This window comes from Halobacillus ihumii (assembly GCF_902726645.1).
Classification (GTDB): domain Bacteria; phylum Bacillota; class Bacilli; order Bacillales; family Halobacillaceae; genus Halobacillus_A; species Halobacillus_A ihumii.
Map to the genome: position 1 here is coordinate 616257 of NZ_CACVAO010000001.1, position 19698 is coordinate 635954.

Here is a 19698-nt window from a genome sequence, read left to right on the forward strand (position 1 = left end):
TTTTAGCACACGCCTATTCATATTCAATTAACATGTCACCATCCTGAATCAGGCCTTTTCCTCTAAGCCATATCGCAATCAAGTAACTAATGACAGCAGGAGCAATGAAATGAAGAATTAGGACGGTACCAGCCATCTCCCATGAGAACCCCATAGACTGAAAGGTCATAATTTGGCCAACTAATCCGCTCGTTCCCATCCCTGCTCCCGAGGCATTATTTTCTAACTCTAACCAAACAGTCGCAACGGGTGCTAGCAAGGCGCCGGCGGCGGTAGGAGGCAGGAGAATGATCGGCTTTTTAACAATATTCGCAACCTGAAGCATCGAGGTACCAATCCCTTGAGCTATGAATCCTCCCAATCCATTGTCGCGATAACTTATCGTAGCAAACCCGATCATTTGTGCCGCACAACCGACGGTAGCCGCGCCAGCTGCCAGTCCATCAATCGATAACATAATCGCAATAGCTAAACTTGAGATCGGTGCAGTTAAAGCAAGACCCATCAGCACGGCCACAATGATTCCCATTATAAAAGGTTGTTGGGCGGTGGCCCAGTTAATAATTTCCCCAAATCCCGTCATGAATTGGTCAATGGGCGGACCGATAAACTTCCCAGTAAAGAACCCTACTGTTAACGTTACGAATGGCGTTAAGATGATGTCCACTCTCGTCTCTTTACTAATTAACTTTCCAACTTCAGTTGCAAATAAAGCAGAAATATAACTTCCCGCTGGACCACCTAAATCGGCACCAAAGGCCCCGCTAAACAAGGCTGCAAAGATAACAAGAGGAGGTGCTTTCAATCCATAGGCAATTGCTACCCCTATCGCCCCGCCCCAAATTTTAGTATCCATAGCGAAGTTGCCCAATTCTATAAATGAAGAAAAGAAAGGAATCTGCTGTCCAATTGTTTTAATAATCAATCCAATAATTAATGATGAAAACAAACCTAAGGCCATATAGCTTAAAGCCGTTATCAAATAAGAGTGCACAGATATATGTACGCCTTTTTTCTCTAAGAAATTTTTCATAAAGTCCCCTCTTTCTATAACGCATACATTTTACATCATAACAAAACACGTGTAAATACATGTTGTTACCTTTCCTATCTATTACTTTTCGCTAGTATATTCACCTTTCGTAATTATTTAGTCCTATTTAGTTAAAATTATGAAAAAATTCCCGATACATACAGAAGGGGGGAGATCAAATGAAAACATTAAGAAGCCGCGTTCGATTCATCGTTGTATTGGCTTTAATCAGCTTACTAGTTCTGATAGGATTTTCTACATACTTCTTTACGAAGCAGACAGAGATAGCTGACGAAAGCAGACAAATCCAAAGTGCATTAACCGCAAGTACAGAAATTAAGTATTTAATGACGGATACTACCAGGGCACAACAAGCTTTCTTTACAAATCCAAGCAAGGAAACGGCTGAAGCCATTACAGGGTCTATATCACAAGTCAGGGAAAATGCCCAAACCTACGCCGATCGATACAATTCATATGGAAATGTATCAAAGGAATTCTCTTCCATTGCTGATCGCGCCAAACAATATGAACAGGAACTTGAAACACTGATCAATGCATTCAAATTACTTGGGTTCTCTGAAAAAGAAGGAATGTATAAATTTATCAATGATTCCTATCAATCTTTTAACGAGCTAGTCACTACCATCAATGAACCAGAACTTGAAACAGCTTTATTACAAATGAAACTTAGAGAACAGGCCTTTCTAAACCAGCCAACAGAAGAACATTTATCACATTTCAAAAAAAGCTCACAGTCATTTGAACAAGTTGCGGAATCAATAAGCATACCTGATGAACAAGCCACCGATTTAAATCGAACTTTACTTAAATATGAACAATCCTTAAATACCGTACATAGCACCTATAATCAGGCTGCTAAGGTAAAAGCTTCTTTCGAAGAGATCTCAGTCAATATATCGAACCTGGTGAATCAGGCTATTGTTTCTTCAGAAGCCATCAATGAACAGATCTTAACAGAACAAAGTTCAATGAAGAACTTTATTATGATTCTCTTATTCGTACTAGGTGGTATTGCTTTACTCGTAACCTTAAGTACGGGCTATATCTTAATTCGCTCTATAACAAAATCAGTCAGTACACTCAAAAAAAGCACAAGGATCATTGGAGATGGGGACCTTTCTCATCGCATCCAGTTAGATTCAAAAGATGAAATGGCTGAGATCGCGAACCAATTTAATATTATGGCTGAAAAAATGGAGGGTTCTGTTCAGAAGGTGCTAGGAGCTTCAGATGTACTCAATACTTCTTCCGACAATTTGACCCTAGTCTCTGACCAATCTGCCACACAGGCACATGAGGTTAATGATGCTATTAATCAAGTGGCTGTAGGTTCCCAGGATCAAGCCCAGAAAATTGAGGAAACAACGAAGCTGATCGAACATGTTTCAGAAGCGATCAGAGATACACAGCTGGCTACGGAAGATATAACTCACCGCTTACAAGAAGCAGACAAAGAAGGAAAAGATGGATTACAAACAGTCACACAACTCGAACAGACCTCTAATTCCTTTATAGAACTTGCTTCACATATGTCCAGTAAAGTTCAATCGGCATCTAAACAATCGGAAGAAGTAAAGAAAATTGTCGGAACGATTGAAGATATTGCAGATAGTACTGATTTATTAGCACTTAATGCAGCTATTGAATCGGCACGTGCAGGTGAAGCTGGAAGAGGGTTTGCAGTAGTAGCAGATGAAGTAAGAAAACTGTCGGAGCGATCCAAACAAGAAGCAGGAAGGATTCATGAGCTTGTCTTAAATATGTCTAAGCAAATGAACAGACTCTCTACGGACGCCATTCAATTTGATGACTATCAAACTTCACAAAACAAGGCGGTGCTTCAAACAAAAGAAGCTTTTACACGTATTTCATCGTATGTTCAAGATATGAATCATCAGATTAATCAAGTCAATACGGCTGTGAATGGTGCCGAAACTGTAAATGAAGAAGTAAAACGTAAGCTTCACGATATTAGTATTATCTCAGAAGAAGCTGTAGCAACCGCTGAAGAGGTAGCAGCTTCAAGTGAGAATCAACTTACTTCCATAGAACAAGTCCATCAGGCGGCAACAGATTTACAAGCTCTCTCACAAGAATTATCATCAGAGGTAAGCCAATTTACCATCCTTGAAAATAAGGACATTGACGAAGATTTATTGGATGAAGTGGTGAGCGTTGACGATCGACTTGTGGAAACCGATGAAAAGAATAGCGAAACTGAGCCAGAATATAACCTATTACAATTAGGAGAAAAAAATGATTTAAACATGAAGGAAGAAGAATTATACGATGACGAGAGGAAGTCTTCATAATAAGAGGCTGGGACATAAGTAAAGCAATGATTCCAAAAAACGAACATTAAAAAATAAATCGTATAAACGCAGACAATGAGCACAGTCAAAATGTGTAGACTCCTGCGGGAACAGCGCGAGTCGAAGAGCCCACAGGAAAGCGCTTTTTGCTTTCCGAGGAAGCTCGACTTTTTAGAGGATGTTCGGTTAAGTTCGGCACGTCGTGTGCCAACACCGAACGACCCCACGTCCTGTGGGGCCGCGGAAAGCGAAACATTTTGACGGAGCGATGGTAGAAGCCTTTCTTGGTATGCAAATAATCCGGACAAATTCAAATGAAATTGTCCGGATTATTTTATGCATAATTCAGTTTTGTCCCGGGCTCTTATTATTATTCTCTGACAAGGTTGCCAGAATATTGAACAGAGTTGGCAATTTCCATCATTTTCCCTGAGTCTGAAGCAAGCTCACCTTTTTCAGTGTAGGTTGTAATTTTTACACCGCCTACACTGACTTGAAGCTCATATTCTTCCTCCTTGTTCAGAGGCAAAACGCGTACATAGCTGAACCGATCTTTATCTTTATAAGACTGTAACAATAAGCTTTTATCTTTGGTTGAAGCCGTCTTATAATTCAAACGACTGGCCTGTGTTTCCATTGCATTATAGAAAAGAATATATGTTTGATCATTACCCTCAGTCATAACTATATTATTAGTAGCCTGCTGCTTAACTTCCATTGAGTCAGGCAAGTACATAGATAACGCCTGGCCATCATAGTTTGGCTCCATATTTTCTTGTTCGAACGCTTCCAAAGAGGCTTCTTTTGTCTGACTAATTGCTTCTTCTTCAGAAAGCATGAAACTGCATCCACCAAGGAGCATTGCCATTACTACGAAAAGCATCCCCTTCATCAAATACATCCAATATCTCCCCTTGTATCTGTTTTGTCTAAATTCATCATACTATGTCGATTTAATTTAACAAGGGTTAAATTTATCCAATCGAAGCTGAATTCCTGGACAACAGCCTGTATTGAACAACATACTAGGAGTAGAATCAATGTTTAAGGAGGGGGATTGTATGGAACTCACTATTTATTTAGCTGGTCAAATTCATGACGATTGGCGCAATGAACTGAGGGGTAAGGCTAGAAGGAAGAATATGGACATTCAATTTGTTGGTCCACAGGAGAACCATAAACGTTCTGACAGTATTGGAGAAGACATCTTAGGTCAGCAGCCAGGAAAGGAATACCGGGATGATGCCGCTTCGAGTATCAATAATTTCAGAACTCAAGTTTTACTTTCCAAGGCAGATGCTGTTATCGCCTTATTTGGCGAGGAGTACAAACAATGGAATACAGCGATGGATGCAGGTCTTGCTCTTCAGGCAAATAAACCACTAATCTTAATCAGACCAGAATCCCTGATTCATCCATTAAAAGAATTGTCCAATCAAGCCACGGTTACTGTTGAAACAATCGAACAAGCATTAAAAGTTCTAGCATATGTTTACGAATAAACCTTTTTATAATCAGGAGCCAGTGCCAACGTTGAACGCCCCCGCGTCGTGTGGGGCCGACGGATCGGTAATCCTTTCCTAGTACACAAATAATCCGAACTGATCGTTCGGATTATTTTATGCTTTATTCAGTTTGGTCTCAGCCCACATCTAATTTTTTTAGTAAGTGGATGGATGATCAGGACCGCTTCTTATCTTTTTCTCATCCTTTTTATTTGCTCGGGCCAAAGGTTTTGATAAAGCATTCAACTCTTCTTTACTTTTGTTTTTAGATTTATTTTTCATTTACCATAACCTCCTTATTTGTAGTCTGTCTCATTTGCCGAAATTGATGAAAAAAGAACACCCCTTGCAAAAGGATGTCCTTCTAACTATTGGTCGTATAACCATTGGCCTTTCAAAAGTTTGACTACATGTCCAAACATTTCTTCGCGTTGCACCAAACCGTTCGTGAAGACGCCGATCGTACCTTCACGTTTCCTTACATCTGTTTTTTCTGTGTACATATCAATTAACTCTCCAAGCTCTCTTCCTGTCTGAAGTCCGTTTTTAATTTCCTCAGGCAGTGGTATTCGCGCCCCGCTTGCTTTATACACATTCTCATTTTGATCTACAAGCGCTCCCCAATTACAAAGGTACCATTCGTCCTCTATTTCCATGACACCACCTTCTAATCCAATTCCGATGTCACTTCTCTTGAGGGCTGCACACTCACGCGCACGATTAATGGCTCCTTCTAACGTTTCTTCGTCTGAAAAAGGCTGGGCGGCTACCTTTGATTGTGCTTCCACCCCAATAACTTCATCCTCTGCAAAGATTTGCTTAACGGAATCAATCTTTGTCGGGTTAAGTGAACCTATATAAATTTTCACAGGTGTCGACACCTTCCTCATTAAAAAATTTCAGTTTCTAGCATAGCACAAAGCCGCACCATGTAAAGTATGAAACAGGGTGCGGCTTTATATTACAGACTATACATTTGATCTAATAGCATCAACTGCATTTTGATCAGTGGATTTCACAAGCGCTGTGATCAGTTCTTTAGCGGCCTCATAGTCATCGATATGAATGATCGATGAAGAAGTGTGGATATACCTCGAACAAATTCCAACAACAGCTGAAGGAACACCATTGTTTGTTACGTGAACACGTCCTGCATCTGTCCCCCCTTGAGAGACAAAATATTGGTAAGGGATATCATTCGTTTCCGCTGTATCCAAAACGAATTCCCTCATGCCGCGGTGAGTCACCATCGACTTATCAAGAATACGCAGAAGAGCTCCTTTTCCCAGTTGACCGAATTCTTTATCCTCTCCACTCATATCATTAGCCGGAGAAGCATCCAGGGCATAAAAAATATCTGGCTTAATCATTTGTGAAGCTGCTTGAGCCCCTCTCAATCCAACCTCTTCCTGCACAGTCGCTCCTGAATACAGTTGATTGGAAAGCTTCTCCCCTTGTAATTCTTTTAACAATTCTATTGCCAAGCCGCATCCATATCGGTTATCCCACGCTTTAGCTAATATCTTTTTGTCATTTGCCATAGGTGTGAACGGGCAAATAGGCAAAATGGATTGACCAGGTTTGATGCCAATAGCCGCTGCATCCTCCTTGTCATCCGCACCGATATCAATCAGCATGTTCTTCATTTCCATCGGTTTTTTACGCTGCTCAGGTGTTAAGTTATGAGGAGGAATCGAACCGATTACTCCAACAACAGGACCCTTGTCTGTCAGCACTTGGACACGCTGGGCCAGTAAAACTTGATTCCACCAGCCTCCTAAAGGCTGAAAACGAAGCATCCCATTCTTAGTAATTTGAGTAACCATAAATCCTACTTCATCCATGTGTCCAGCAACCATTACCTTTGGCCCTTTGCCGTGACGGACACCGAACACACCGCCTAGACGATCCTGAATAATTTCATCTGAATAATGTTCCAACTCACTTTTCATAAATTTTCGCACATGATGTTCATTTCCAGGTGCTCCCGGGAGTTCTGTAAGTGTCTTAAAAAGATCCTGTGTCTCTTGATTCATGATATGTACTCTCCTTTTTTATTTCTATATTATAGTTTAACGAAAAAGTAAGAACGTTTCTACAAATCAGTTTTTTATCTTTATGATTTCCTTTTAGAAGGAAATTCTAGTATACTAAAAATAGAATATAGATTTGAGGTGAGTGAACTATGAATTGGAAAAAGGTTGCAATAGCTGCTGGTGTTGGAGCACTTGCTGGTTATGTTGTAAAAGAACAAGTGGCAAACAAACAAGGTGTCACTCCTGAAAAAGCTTTAAAAATTGCTAAGGAAGCATTTAAAAAGCAAGGACCTATCAGCGGTTCATGGATTTACATGAAGCCAGAAGAGTTAAACAAAAATGGAATCAACTATGAAGTATATCGTGGTGGAATTTCTAAAAACCAGGATGGAGAAACCTCTCAATATGAGTTCTTCATTGATTCAGAAACAGGCACAATTGTCGATGTAGAAGAAGCAACTGCCTAATTAAATACGATTTCAAATATGAGAATTTCCCCGCCTGATTATTATTCAGTGCGGGGTGTTCTTTTATTCATATGCATGCACAACTCGTTTCAAATGATCCATCACTTCACCGTTTTGATCAAATTTTATCGCTCGGTATTGTGCATCATGGTAAAAAACGTACCAGGCTTTCTTGCCATAACCGAAATCCATCCACTTCTTCTTTTCGTGTACAGAGGTTACAGGGAAATCATCATAAGCCAAAGCCCAAAGCACATTCTGATGAGCGTGGGTCGGCATGATGTCTGCCATGTGAATAAATGTCTCACCGGCATCTTCAAAGATTATAATGGAATGACCATCGCTATGACCGCTTGTATGAACCATGCGTAAGCCCGGTAAAACCTCAAAGGAATTTTCAAATGTATGTACATATGATTCAACGGGCTTCCAATTTGATTCCCAATACGTATTTTTTGAGCGCATATTTGGATTTCTCATTTCGTTCCATTCCGTTTCACTCGTGTAGATTTTTGCATTTGGATAGGTTGGCACGAGTTGTTCCTTATCCCAGGACGTCAATCCGCAGGCATGATCAAAATGTAAATGTGTCATCAATACGAAATCAATATCTTCTTTTGTTAAACCTGCTTCTTCTAAACTTTGTTCAATACTTGATTCTTCTAACACCCCGAAATTACGCTTCTCCTTATCGGTCAGCTTGTCCTTGCCAATCCCCGAATCAATTATCAAATTCTTACCGTCTACTTGTAATAAAATTGGATCAGTGCGTAATTCAATTTGATTTTTCTCATTCACAGGGTATTTACGACTCCAAAGCGGTTTTGGGACGACCCCAAACATAGCTCCGCCATCCAAATGGGTTACTCCGCCATTTAACCACATTAATGTGGCCCTGCCTATTTTCATTGTTTCCAAAACTTTCTCCTCCTCTACTCTGGTATGAAGCTATTCTACCATAGGAGAGAAATATTTTGAAAACGTTATCAATCTTTAAAGCGGGCCTTACATCGATAGATCGGCTGACCTTTAGCTGAAAACTTCTCTTCATATTCTGTAGGAACATTAAGGGAATCCTCAAGTTCATGAAGGTCCAAAGAAACTTCTTCAAGGACCATTCCAAATTGTGAAAAACTGGCCAGAGAGTACTCGAATAATCCACGGTTATCGGTTTTAAGCGTCAATTCGCCACCAGGTTTTAATACATCTTCATACTGCTCTAGAAATGTGTGGAAGGTAAGTCTTCTTTTTTCGTGGCGGCTTTTTGGCCAAGGATCTGAGAAATTCAAATAAATATGGTCGACTTCATTCGGTGCAAAAAGGTCACGCAAGTCTTGAGCATCTTCATTAATCAGGCGAACGTTCTCCGTTTCCGCGTCTAGTACCTTCTTTAAAGCTCCTACAATAACACTTTTCACACGCTCAATACCAATGAAGTTTGTGTCAGGATGCTGCTTCCCCATACCAGCAATAAATTGTCCTTTACCTGACCCTATTTCTAAATGAAGCGGTTGATCCTTATCAAACGCTTCATTCCAACTGTCTTTCCATTCAAAAGGGCTGCGGATTACAATATGACTGTTGTCATCCATATAATCGTCTGCCCAGGGTTTATGTCTTAAACGCATTGGTTGAAATTCCTCCTTTTATCCGTTAAAAGCTTATCACGAATTATGGAATTTGTTAAAGTTTTTTATAAATGTGAAGAAAAAAGATGTATGTACGCTTATACAGCTAAATTAGTAATCATGCGGCAGTTATATCAGTATCAAGATGAGCCATACCGTTACAACCAGCTATTTCGCAAAAATTACCTATTGGGTTGTAAGCGCTTCCTGATATATGATTAAAATCGTTATATCAATTATGAACGGTCCGGAACATAGGGAAGTCAGAACAAAGCTAGTCAACTACAAACAAAACAGGAGTGAGTGTAAACGAATGAATTTAATTATCGGAATGATCGAATTGACTGTACTTGCGGTTTTCTCTGTACTATTTGCAGGCTACGCTTTACTTATATACCCTTTTGAAAAGTTAAACGAAAAAATGAGTTCGGAAGTACGTGAAAAGAAACTGAAGTATTCAGCTATCTCCCAGTAAACCATAAAAAAACTTGCGTTAGAATTTCTAACGCAAGTTTTTTTATGTTAGATGATTTCGTGATGAATCATCATTTCCCCTAATTTAATCATTCTATTTGAAGCTTCTTTATATTCGCCCCGCATCATGTGCCATTGAATGAACGCTAGTGATTGAGAGACTGCATACCATGTCATTCTTTTATACAAATGAGCATTCGGTTCCACACCATATTGATTCAGCCACCGATCCCAGTCTTGCTGAGGGATATAAGAGTAAAGAAGCATTCCCAGGTCCAATGCTGGGTCAGCCACCATAGCATTATCCCAATCGATTAAATACAACTGATCTCTTGAGGAAAGCAGCCAATTATTATGGTTTGTATCACAATGGCATACCACATGACGGGCAAATTCTACTTCTTGTACATGGTTTTCTAAGTAATGAATCGCTTGATGGATTTCGATGCGTGGCTCCACCTGACCTAGTATCTTTTGATTTTCCTTTAAATCTGTTAGTACTTCATGTGGGGTTAAAGGGTGTTTCCCCAATCTCATGAGCATGTCTAATAGTTCAGAAGAATGGTGAATTTTACTTAGTAACGCAGCTACTCTGGGATGTTTCATTTCTTCAGCACTTAACTCATGTCCCTCGAGCCAGTCCTGAGCTGTAATAACATCCCCGTTTTCTAATCTTTTCGTCCACATAAGCTTCGGCACGATTCCTTCAGCAGAAAGAACGGCAAGAAAAGGTGAAGAGTTACGTTTTAAGAATAAACGCTTCCCCCCGTTTTGAGCATAGTATGCTTCACCCGTGGAACCTCCAGCGGGCGTTATTTTCCAGTTGCTTCCTAATATGTGCTCCAACCAATTCACCTTCAATTCCTCAAATCTCTCTGTGATGGCATCACATTATTATCTTCAATCAGTATACCGTATCTAGTAAAAAATCTATAGTCCATCTCACAACTGTATATTTTAAGACACCTTCTAATAGATTAACGCAAAAGGCCATCTACATTCAAGCGAAAACTTATCCTCCATACAAGATTCGTTCTTGATCAGCTCGTTGTATTATACACTGATTACAAACTTCCTGTTCTCCGTCCACTTGCATGTGCAGACTTTTTCCAGCAGTAATTCTTATATATGCTCCCTTTAGTTCGTGCACTTTTTTTAACCGGGTGTGCTGCCCTATAAATACGAACATAAATAAAGTCACCACTTTCCATTTAGGCAATGGCTCAATAAATATAGTATGAAATGTTGGCTGATGAATATCAGCTTGAGGAGAGATTCTCATCCCTTTTCCGAAATAAGGGTGATTCGCCACAGTAAGCATTATCGCCTGTGGGATTACAACTTTACGGTGATCAATTTCTACCTCCAAATGTTCTGATTCTAGTTTAATAACGTTCCACAGCAATGACACAATGTAACTTAGCGAGTGTAGATGCAGTCGCTTCATCACTTTTCTATAGGTCGGTCGATTAGCAAGGGCTACAACTTTGCCATCTAATCCAATCCCTACACTGTTAATAAAAAATCGCTTCTGATGTTCGTGCTTTTCATTTAGAAGATAAGTTCCTGGACTTATCACGACCCGTTTCGGATTCGTAACAACCTTTTTAAAAAGTTCAACACCAGATAATTTAAATGCAATTCCTCTTGCAAAGTCATTGCCAGACCCTGCTGGAATCGGAGCAATAGGCAGCTCTGGATATTTCGCCAAGCCATTTAACACTGCATGAAGCGTTCCGTCTCTTCCAATAACCATAACAGCCTCAATACTCTCATAATGAATCGCGGCAATCTGCCCTGCCAGCCGTTCAGCATGTCCGCTTCTATTCGTATGAAACGATCGGCAGTTTTTCTGTTTATATAACGGTTCTTTCTGGATCCTATTAAATACTTTTTTCGCCTTGCCATTTCCTGCCGCTGGATTCACAATAATAATATACATTCACATTTCTCCTATTTATGTATGAAATGGCTGCACAAGACTACTTAGCGCTATTTTTCGCTCGTTTCATCAGTTTCCCATTCTGGTCGCTTAAAGGCTATTGTCTTAGTATGACGCATAAGTAAATTAGCTACTTTTAACTGTTTATGTTTCAGCGGAGCATTTAATTTTCTTTTCTTATCAAGCCACTCAGAAAAGTTTGTTGAATCAATGTAAGAAGTCAGAAAAGGGGGTTTCGCTCCATCAAAAGTGTGCGAAGGTGCCAGCACGACTTTATGAAAGGAAAAATCAAGCGTATACGTATGAAGGACACTTCTCACAAAGGTTTCTGTTCTCTTTAAACCATGCATTGGACTAAATACTTTCGCATGTTCTCCCATTTTCTCTACTTGCCAGCTTGACTCACTGGATGGATGGATCATGGTCACATCAGGAACTTCCATAACTGAAATAATTTCAACTTCATGAGGACCAATGATCAAAATTTCCGCTTCAACCGGTACAGACTTAATTTCCACCACAGGGTAATACATTACTAGAAATGTGTCAGGCAGGCGTTGGAGCAGTATTTTCAGCATTTGATCTTTATAAATTGTTTTTTCTATGAACGATTTCTTTTGTATAGTTGTCGAAGCCCATTTAACTTGGAAGGGGAGGATGCCGTCTAGAAAATATTGCTTAAGTTCCATCATTGTCGCTGGTGTCCAGGGTTCTTCGGGTGTCCCCACATCGTATTCTACCTTTTCTTTTCTGAAAAAACGAAGCCACATTTTGTCACGGGCTTCTCTCTCATAGAGAGATTCTCCCTCCTCTTCGTTTGGATGAAGTTCTCCCTGCTCCCAACGATGCTTGATCTTTTTCCAGTTTTCCAGCTTCAAACGGATGTATTGGCTGGAATATTGGTACATATTGGTTTCATAGCGCGAAATATAATCATACAATTTAATTAACTGTGCCACCAGCTCCACCTCCACTGGGCAGCCTGACTTCATATACCACTTCATACTTTGGAGACAGTTGAGGATGTACTCGGTAAAGACAAAAGCGGTCGACGTTCATTAAGTAATGCCTCATAAACCGGGAGTCGACTTCCTCAGTCGCCAAGGGAGACAGACCGTCAATCCACTTCTTCGCTAATGTTACATGAGGCGAATACCTTCTCCCTTCCCTTGCGAATCCTGCCTGCTCACAAATTTGTTCAACTCCTTCATGTATCATCAATAGATCCGAAGAAGAATTAACTGCAATATGAAACACTCTTGGACGTTCACGCTTACCAAAAGTATCGGCAGGTCCAAGCCTTAATTCAAATGGCTTCGGCCACAAATAGCTCATCAGTTGCTGTTTAATAGACTCAAGAACAGGGGTTGCACATGCTCCCAAAAACTTTATCGTAATATGAAAATCTTCGGGATGTGTCCAGTTCTTATAAGACATATCATGCTTGAGCAGTTGTTGTAGAGCTGTGAATTCATCTCGCTTTTCATTTAAAAGTGGAATCCCAATAAAATAATGATGATCTCCCATCAAGGTACACTCCTTTTTAAACATTCTGCCAAACGAACTAGACGTCAAATTAAAGTAAGGATTATTTTGTTAATTTATAAATCGATTCAGCATAAATAGCGATCGCCTTCACCATATCCTTAATTCGGACATGCTCATTTTCCTGGTGGGCTGTATCAGGACTGTCTTTAAATAAAGCTCCAAAAGCTACCCCGAAAGAAAGTGATCTGGCATAAGTTGCCCCGCCAATTGATTGTACATTCTCTTCTTCCTTTGCAGCGTTGTTATAAATAGCTAATAATGTTTGGACATAAGGGTGCTTTGCATCTACATAAAGAGCAGGCAAATGATCATATAATTCCAATGTCCCTCCTATTTCATTAGCATACTGTGATAATTTGGTTATAACCATGTCCCCCTCGACTGAAACAGGATATCGGGTATTGATTCCCACCTGACACTTTTCTCCTTTAATCCAGCTTATGGAACCGACGTTAAGTGTTAAATCACCAGAAGTATCAGCACACTTTAACCCTATCTTTTCCCCAGAATAATCATTTAACCTGTCATAAAGATTAGTAAGAATGGTTCGATGCTCTACCGGGAAAGGAAGTTGCTGCAGATACTCCACCATAAGAAGAGCAGCATTTCTTCCTTTATCCGGCCTGCTCCCATGAGCAGAAACACCTTCCATAGTCAAAGTTACTATCCCATCCTGCTTACTCATTTCCCCTATTATTCCTTTATTTCTCAGAAAAGATTGGAACGACTCTTCTAAGCTATCAATTGTTTTGATGTTCGCCTCAGCCCGGGAAGGAACCATATTAAGACGGTCTCCACTATTCAGTGTTACTAATTCAAAATCGTCCTCCTCCTCTGGTAAAGGGATCTTAACATATGTGTCTAGTAAACCTTTTTCTGCATTAATAACTGGAAAAGAAGCATCTGGAGAAAAACCGAATTCAGGCATGTCCTCCTGCTTAAAATAATGCTCAATGCCCTGCCAGTCCCTTTCTTCATCTGTACCAAGGATAAGTCGAACGCGTTTATTGGGTTGAAACCCTTGTTGCTTGAGGAGCTTCATTGCAATATAAGCAGCCATTACTGGACCTTTATCATCTTGTGCCCCTCTTCCATAAAGGTTCCCATCTTTTATAACCGGTGAAAATGGATCAGTCTCCCATCCCTCTCCTGCAGGGACAATGTCCAGATGACCAAGGATACCCAGAATTTCTTCCCCTTGGCCAAATTCAATATGTCCGGCATGACTTTCGATATTCTTTGTTTTAAAACCGTCCTCCTCAGCTATCTTCAGCATAGTTTGCAGAGCTTGATCAATGTGTTCACCATAAGGATATTCGTCGTTTAATTTATACACGCTGGGAATACGGATTAGTTTCATGGTCTTTTCGGTAAATTCTGATTCATATTGATGGCTCAAAGAATTAAAGTTCATAGAGATCCTCCCTTTTTCATAATCTTTTGATAAGCAGGGTCATCACAAATAACATACAATTCTGCTTCCTTGGGCAGTTTCTCGTCGAGTTTACGATTGATAGTGAGGTCGCTTCTGTCTGCAATCAGCGTTGCTCCTTCATCTATTAACTCTTGAAATGCATCTCGATACGTAGTCCATGAAGGACGAATAGGGATTCGATATAAATCATCCCCAACAGAACGTCTCAAAAGTTGATTATAGAGATTTGAAACACCTTTGCTAAAAGCTGACCGCACTGCGAGAGAGGAGATCGTTTCATTTGAAATTATAAATTCATCGACACTGGCATGCTGAAAATTCTTAATATGTTTTTGTTCCATAACTTCAACAACAGTATGCACATTAGGAGCAACGGATTCAATGGTTGAAGCAATCAAAAGAGTTTTGCCGTCTGTTACTTGATCGCCTGCTAAACTATCATCTGCAAAAATTACAACCGAACGAGCATTAGTGAGAGAAGCTTTTTCTAAGATACTGGGTTCCGAGGCATTTCCCCTTATGTAGTGAATATTCTCCGTTAATAAAGGAGCTTCGTCTAGCTCATCAATAATAATGATCTCAACATTTTTATATGTATCAACCATCTCATTTACGGCAAAGCAAGCTTTTTGTGACCATCCAATGATAATAAAATGATCTTTACCTTTAAACATAATATCACCCTCCACTCGTTTTCTTCTAAATACAGTAAGCATATCAATAATTTTGCCAATCACGATTCCGATCAAACCAATACCAAATATGTATAAAAAAATGGCAATACCACGACCAGCTGCAGTTACAGGATAATAATCACCATACCCCACCGTGGTTACAGTTGTCATCACCCACCAAAATCCATCAAAAATAGTAGGAAACGTTTCTTTTTCCACGAAGACGATGAGAATGGAGGATAAGATCACTAATAAAGCGCTGGTAATAAATAAGACGTAATGATTAACTTTTACTATTTTTAAGATAAGTTTTCTTAATAAAAACATCTTATACTCGCTCCCTAACTTTAACTCATTGTTAAATTTGACGAAAAGTCTGTAAATTCAGTTGGTTTGTCTAGCCGTTTTGTATCTAATGTTGTAATATAGAGATAACTTCATACATTCACTAGCACCGCGAGAATTCCAATGAATGACAATAAGGAGTGGTTTTTTGAATCATCCATCATCCCGCATGCTAAACCGAATCAAGGCTGTTTACTTGTACATTAAAGACCAAGGGACGGTTACGACTCAGCAGCTGTCTGAGGAGTTCGGTATTACTGACCGAACGATGCAAAGGGACTTAAGCATTTTGGAATACAACGGACTTGTTTCAAGTCCGCACCGTGGAAAGTGGACAACAACAGAGAAAAAAGTTAAAATTTCATAACGAATAGATAGAACACCCGGAATAGATCCGGGTGTTTTTTTGCTAGTCCATTTTGGTAATGGTCATTAAATATTCAACTTCCTCATCAGTGAGCTCTCTATACTCACCAAGCTCGAGTTCTGGGTCAAGCTTCAAACTGCCCATTTGCATCCGCTTCAAATACGTAACTTCTTTGTTAACCGCTTCAAACATCCGCTTCACTTGATGGAATTTACCTTCAGTAATCGTTAATTCAATTTCAGAGACATGATCCGACTGAAGAATGTTCAGGTCAGCCGATTTTGTAACGTAGCTATCATCGAGAGTGACTCCCTGTTTAAACTTTGTAACATCTTCCTCTGTTACAACACCTTCAATGACAGCATAATAAGTTTTACCAATATCTTTCTTTGGTGTGGTTAAACGATGAGCCAGTTGGCCATCGTTAGTAATCAAAAGTAATCCTTCCGTATCTTTATCTAATCTGCCAACAGGAAATGGCGAAAATACTTGGTCCTCTGGCTGCAGAATATCAATCACGGTCATATCATGGGCATCTTCTGTGGCTGAAATCAGATCCCCCGGTTTATTAAGCATTAAATAAATATGCTCCCGATAATTTACCTCTTCACCCATAACGGTTACTAAATCATCTTCTGGGTTCACATGTGTCTTCCCATTTTTTTCAGGTTGCCCATTGACTCTTACATTACCGCCTCTGAGTAACCCTTTTACTTCTTTTCGTGTTCCATAACCCATATTTGCTAATAATTTATCGATTCTCATAACTTATCCCCTTTGACTGCGCCGCAAGAACTTATCGAGGAACCGGACGCGGCCTCCAAGAATTCGTTCAAGCAATGTTGTTTTATAGGCCATCCACATATAAAAGATGCCTCCGACACCTACACCTAATACTAATATAAAAAATGCAGCCATTCTGCTGTCCATTGGATTCCACAAAAGACCTATTGACCATTTAATGACAAAGACTACAGCTGCCATGATCGACGAGATAATCCCAATGAGCAATGTCCTCTTGTATACTTGTTTATAGGAAAAATCAATCGCTCTCTGAATACGCCATAGGTTCAATGCCACTGCCACAAGAACAGCGAGTCCTGTTGAAATAATCGAACCTTTCGCACCAAATTCAACTATAAACCAGGAGTTTGTGAGTATCTTAATAAGGAGTCCTGAACCGAGACTGACTACTGCGAAATTTTGACGATTAATTCCTTGCAAGATTGATGATGTCACAGTATACAAGGCAAAAAATAAACCAACGGGAGCATACCATCTTAATAAAGTGCCGAAATAATCTACTTTATATGTCCCATAAAACGAACCGTAAGCCTCGTAGGAGAGCACAGATAGTCCAACCACAGCAGGCAATATCAGAAGTGCAATGATTTGCAGGGCCTGATTAATTTGTTGGTTTAGCTGTGTCATATATTCTTTCGTAAATGATTTCGTAATGGCCGGAAGCATTGCAAGCGATAATCCGATGCCTAACGTTACAGGAATGATCACAAGTTTATGACTTAGCACGTGAATGGCAGATAAAGAATCACCGGCTACGTCTTCACTAAACCCAGCTTCATCCATCGCCTGCATAAAAGTAAATTGGTCTATTAGCTGGTATAGAGGCGTCGCAATCCCAACTAACACAAAGGGGCCTGCGTAACCTAATAACTCCTTCATCATTGATTTTCTAGATAAATCGTATGTGTACTCTTGTTGGTCTACTAGCTTATCTAAATGAGGTTTGCGCTTTTTCCAGAACACACCCAGAACAAGTAATGAAGCAACTGCTCCTATAAAGGCCGCAAAAGTAGAAAAGCTTATTGCGAGTGAAATATTGTCCTCCTCTACTACGTTAAGTACAACATAGACTGAAACGAGCAAGAAGATAATCCGGACTATTTGCTCGATAACTTGAGAGATGCCGGTGGGAGCCATCGACTCATTCCCCTGAAAGAATCCTCTTATAAGACTCATACACGGAATAATGAGTAGAGCAAAACTAACCATTTTTATAACCATCGTCACATCTGCAACTTTAGCAGCAGAATCACCATTCAATGATAAACTATGGGTAGCAATTTGTTCTGCACTAAAAAACAAGAGTAAAAACGCGACGACTCCGGTAACAGCCATCAGCTGCATCCCTGACTTAAACATATCTCGTCCCGTTTGATAATCTTCCAATGAATTATACTTAGAAACGAACTTAGATACGGCCATCGGGACGCCAAGTGTAGATAAACTCAATAAAATATTGTATGGTGTATAGGCATAGAAATAAAGCTCTATTCCATCAGGCCCAACCATCTGTTCAAATGGAACCGTATAGATCATACCTAGAAATTTTGACAGAAAGGTTGCACCTGTCAAAATCATAGTACCTTTTAAAATTTTCGACATAATATTCTATTCACCTTCAATTGTTGTAGAGTCGAACGCATCTATTTTACCATAAAAATCAAGCTAACATCTGTTTTTAGTTGTTAAAAGAAAGGAAGAACAACATGAGTTACCACGTAACGGTCATCGGCGGAGGTCCAACAGGATTAATGGCTGCTATTGCAGCCGCTGAACAAGGAATGAAAACATTGCTGCTGGACAAAGGAAAGAAACTAGGCACCAAACTTGCCATCTCAGGTGGCGGGCGCTGTAATGTCACGAATCGTCTGCCTGAAGACGAGGTAATCAGACATATCCCTGGAAACGGCAAATTTCTGTACAGTCCTTTTTCTGTTTTCAATAACTATGACATTATCGAGTTTTTTGAAGGACTTGGTGTCGCCTTAAAAGAAGAAGACCATGGACGAATGTTTCCGGTCAGTAATAAAGCAAAGGATGTCGTCAATGCCCTTCTCACTCGCCTCGATGAATTAAATGTTGAAGTCCGAACTAAAATGCCCGTAGAATCAATTCATTATGGACAAGACGAACACCAAATCGTCCTGCAATCCAAAGAGAAAATCACTACACGTTCTATCGTATTAGCCGTGGGCGGCAAGGCTGTCCCCCATACAGGAAGTACAGGGGACGGGTATGCGTGGGCTAAAAAAGCAGGGCATACGATCACTCAATTATTTCCAACTGAAGTTCCTTTAATCTCAAAGGATTCGTTTATTCAAAATAGGGAACTCCAAGGATTATCCTTACGGGATGTTAACGTATCCGTCTTAAACAAGAAGCACAAACCACTAATTACCCATCGTATGGACATGCTGTTTACACATTTCGGATTATCAGGTCCGGCTATTTTAAGATGTTCGCAATATGTAGTAAAAGAATTTATGAAAGGTCATAAACCCGTAACCATCGAAATCGACTGTTTACCCGACCGACATGAACACTCTATTATAGATGAGCTTCACAAGCAAATAAATGAACAATCCAGGAAATCATTCCGCAATATTGTTAAAGGGGTAGTGCCTGAACGGTTACTTGATTATCTTCTGCAGCATATTGGTGTGAAGTCGGAAGACAAAGCAGGAAACATCTCAAATCAACAGCTGCGTGACTTCGTGAACGCGTTAAAACACTTTCAAGTATCCATACATGATTCACAGCCTATTGAAAAAGCTTTTGTAACAGGAGGCGGTGTTTCCATAAAAGAAATCGTACCGAACACGATGCAATCAAAACTAATGGACCGGCTATATTTTTGTGGGGAAATCCTAGATATTCATGGATATACTGGAGGGTATAACATTACGGCGGCCTTGGTAACAGGACGAGTTGCTGGTATTCATGCTGCCTACGAAGCAATGGGCACTTAATATATGAAATTTGGTTTAATCGCTAAAAACCGGGAGAGTTTAACACAACTCTCCCGGTTTTTAGCGATTCCAAAGGCATTCCTTTAAACTCCCCACCATTTCTTATTCCGCATCATTATGTAAATTAAATCCTGC

General features: G+C 40.0%; 21 protein-coding genes. 6 read left to right on the plus strand and 15 right to left on the minus strand.

Features of this window, described 5'->3' with window-relative positions:
* Positions 1-13: 13 nt before the first annotated feature.
* Positions 14-1033 carry a PTS sugar transporter subunit IIC gene (locus G6R08_RS03330; RefSeq protein ID WP_163526675.1) on the minus strand — a complete coding sequence of 340 codons (1020 nt, stop codon included), beginning with the start codon at positions 1031-1033 and terminating at the stop codon, positions 14-16.
* A gap of 179 nt (positions 1034-1212) precedes the next feature.
* On the opposite strand from G6R08_RS03330, the gene G6R08_RS03335 reads away from it, so the two are divergent.
* A complete protein-coding gene (locus tag G6R08_RS03335; protein WP_163526676.1) occupies positions 1213-3369 on the plus strand; it encodes a methyl-accepting chemotaxis protein in 2157 nt (718 codons plus the stop codon).
* 370 nt (positions 3370-3739) lie between these two features.
* Here G6R08_RS03335 and G6R08_RS03340 read toward each other — a convergent pair whose 3' ends face one another.
* Complete coding sequence (locus G6R08_RS03340) at positions 3740-4270, minus strand: hypothetical protein (RefSeq protein WP_163526677.1); 531 nt, start codon at positions 4268-4270, stop codon at positions 3740-3742.
* A 160-nt stretch (positions 4271-4430) separates the two neighbouring features.
* Between G6R08_RS03340 and G6R08_RS03345 the strand changes: the two genes are divergently transcribed.
* Complete coding sequence (locus G6R08_RS03345; RefSeq protein WP_163526678.1) at positions 4431-4871, plus strand: YtoQ family protein; 441 nt, start codon at positions 4431-4433, stop codon at positions 4869-4871.
* A 159-nt stretch (positions 4872-5030) separates the two neighbouring features.
* On the opposite strand, the gene G6R08_RS22220 is transcribed toward G6R08_RS03345, so the two are convergent.
* From G6R08_RS22220 to G6R08_RS03355, 3 genes are all read right to left on the minus strand, one after another.
* Positions 5031-5156: a hypothetical protein gene (locus G6R08_RS22220; protein WP_275897920.1), complete on the minus strand. Its 126-nt coding sequence runs from the start codon at positions 5154-5156 to the stop codon at positions 5031-5033.
* 86 nt (positions 5157-5242) lie between these two features.
* On the minus strand, positions 5243-5743 hold the full coding sequence (locus tag G6R08_RS03350) for a DUF84 family protein (protein WP_163526679.1): 501 nt from the start codon (positions 5741-5743) through the stop codon (positions 5243-5245).
* Positions 5744-5842: 99 nt separating this feature from the next.
* On the minus strand, positions 5843-6910 hold the full coding sequence (locus tag G6R08_RS03355; RefSeq protein ID WP_163526680.1) for a M42 family metallopeptidase: 1068 nt from the start codon (positions 6908-6910) through the stop codon (positions 5843-5845).
* A 149-nt stretch (positions 6911-7059) separates the two neighbouring features.
* On the opposite strand from G6R08_RS03355, the gene G6R08_RS03360 reads away from it, so the two are divergent.
* Positions 7060-7377 (plus strand): PepSY domain-containing protein, encoded by a 318-nt coding sequence (locus G6R08_RS03360; RefSeq protein ID WP_079530560.1) that lies wholly within the window; start codon positions 7060-7062, stop codon positions 7375-7377.
* Positions 7378-7440: 63 nt separating this feature from the next.
* Here G6R08_RS03360 and G6R08_RS03365 read toward each other — a convergent pair whose 3' ends face one another.
* Both G6R08_RS03365 and trmB read right to left on the minus strand, forming a co-directional pair.
* Positions 7441-8295 carry a YtnP family quorum-quenching lactonase gene (locus G6R08_RS03365; RefSeq protein ID WP_163526681.1) on the minus strand — a complete coding sequence of 285 codons (855 nt, stop codon included), beginning with the start codon at positions 8293-8295 and terminating at the stop codon, positions 7441-7443.
* Between the two features lie 68 nt (positions 8296-8363).
* The gene (gene trmB / locus G6R08_RS03370; protein WP_163526682.1) at positions 8364-9005 is read right to left on the minus strand and encodes a tRNA (guanosine(46)-N7)-methyltransferase TrmB; all 642 of its coding nucleotides are present in this window, start codon (positions 9003-9005) and stop codon (positions 8364-8366) included.
* Between the two features lie 313 nt (positions 9006-9318).
* Here trmB and G6R08_RS21945 point away from each other — a divergent pair, with 313 nt between their 5' ends.
* The gene (locus tag G6R08_RS21945; RefSeq protein WP_176142542.1) at positions 9319-9480 is read left to right on the plus strand and encodes a hypothetical protein; all 162 of its coding nucleotides are present in this window, start codon (positions 9319-9321) and stop codon (positions 9478-9480) included.
* A 47-nt stretch (positions 9481-9527) separates the two neighbouring features.
* Here the strand turns inward: G6R08_RS21945 and G6R08_RS03375 are convergent, their stop codons facing one another.
* From G6R08_RS03375 to G6R08_RS03400, 6 genes are all read right to left on the minus strand, one after another.
* Positions 9528-10334 (minus strand): phosphotransferase family protein, encoded by an 807-nt coding sequence (locus tag G6R08_RS03375; RefSeq protein WP_205439387.1) that lies wholly within the window; start codon positions 10332-10334, stop codon positions 9528-9530.
* A 157-nt stretch (positions 10335-10491) separates the two neighbouring features.
* On the minus strand, positions 10492-11421 hold the full coding sequence (locus tag G6R08_RS03380) for a diacylglycerol/lipid kinase family protein (RefSeq protein ID WP_163526684.1): 930 nt from the start codon (positions 11419-11421) through the stop codon (positions 10492-10494).
* Positions 11422-11471: 50 nt separating this feature from the next.
* Positions 11472-12380, minus strand: a complete 909-nt coding sequence (locus G6R08_RS03385) for an NERD domain-containing protein (protein WP_163526685.1) — start codon at positions 12378-12380, stop codon at positions 11472-11474.
* Positions 12364-12948: an RNA 2',3'-cyclic phosphodiesterase gene (gene thpR, locus G6R08_RS03390; RefSeq protein WP_163526686.1), complete on the minus strand. Its 585-nt coding sequence runs from the start codon at positions 12946-12948 to the stop codon at positions 12364-12366. Before thpR ends, G6R08_RS03385 begins: the two co-directional genes overlap by 17 nt.
* 61 nt (positions 12949-13009) lie before the next feature.
* Entirely contained in the window at positions 13010-14383 is a 1374-nt protein-coding gene (gene pepV, locus G6R08_RS03395; protein WP_163526687.1) for a dipeptidase PepV, read from the minus strand.
* Positions 14380-15405: an ion channel gene (locus tag G6R08_RS03400; RefSeq protein WP_163526688.1), complete on the minus strand. Its 1026-nt coding sequence runs from the start codon at positions 15403-15405 to the stop codon at positions 14380-14382. The genes pepV and G6R08_RS03400 overlap by 4 nt, the downstream gene beginning before the upstream one ends.
* Positions 15406-15550: 145 nt before the next feature.
* Between G6R08_RS03400 and G6R08_RS03405 the strand changes: the two genes are divergently transcribed.
* The gene (locus tag G6R08_RS03405; protein ID WP_420810368.1) at positions 15551-15790 is read left to right on the plus strand and encodes a DeoR family transcriptional regulator; all 240 of its coding nucleotides are present in this window, start codon (positions 15551-15553) and stop codon (positions 15788-15790) included.
* Between the two features lie 42 nt (positions 15791-15832).
* Here G6R08_RS03405 and G6R08_RS03410 read toward each other — a convergent pair whose 3' ends face one another.
* Both G6R08_RS03410 and G6R08_RS03415 read right to left on the minus strand, forming a co-directional pair.
* Positions 15833-16555 (minus strand): pseudouridine synthase, encoded by a 723-nt coding sequence (locus G6R08_RS03410; protein WP_163526690.1) that lies wholly within the window; start codon positions 16553-16555, stop codon positions 15833-15835.
* 3 nt (positions 16556-16558) lie between these two features.
* Entirely contained in the window at positions 16559-18196 is a 1638-nt protein-coding gene (locus G6R08_RS03415; RefSeq protein WP_163526691.1) for a putative polysaccharide biosynthesis protein, read from the minus strand.
* Positions 18197-18300: 104 nt separating this feature from the next.
* Here G6R08_RS03415 and G6R08_RS03420 point away from each other — a divergent pair, with 104 nt between their 5' ends.
* On the plus strand, positions 18301-19563 hold the full coding sequence (locus tag G6R08_RS03420; protein ID WP_163526692.1) for a BaiN/RdsA family NAD(P)/FAD-dependent oxidoreductase: 1263 nt from the start codon (positions 18301-18303) through the stop codon (positions 19561-19563).
* Positions 19564-19698: the final 135 nt, after the last annotated feature.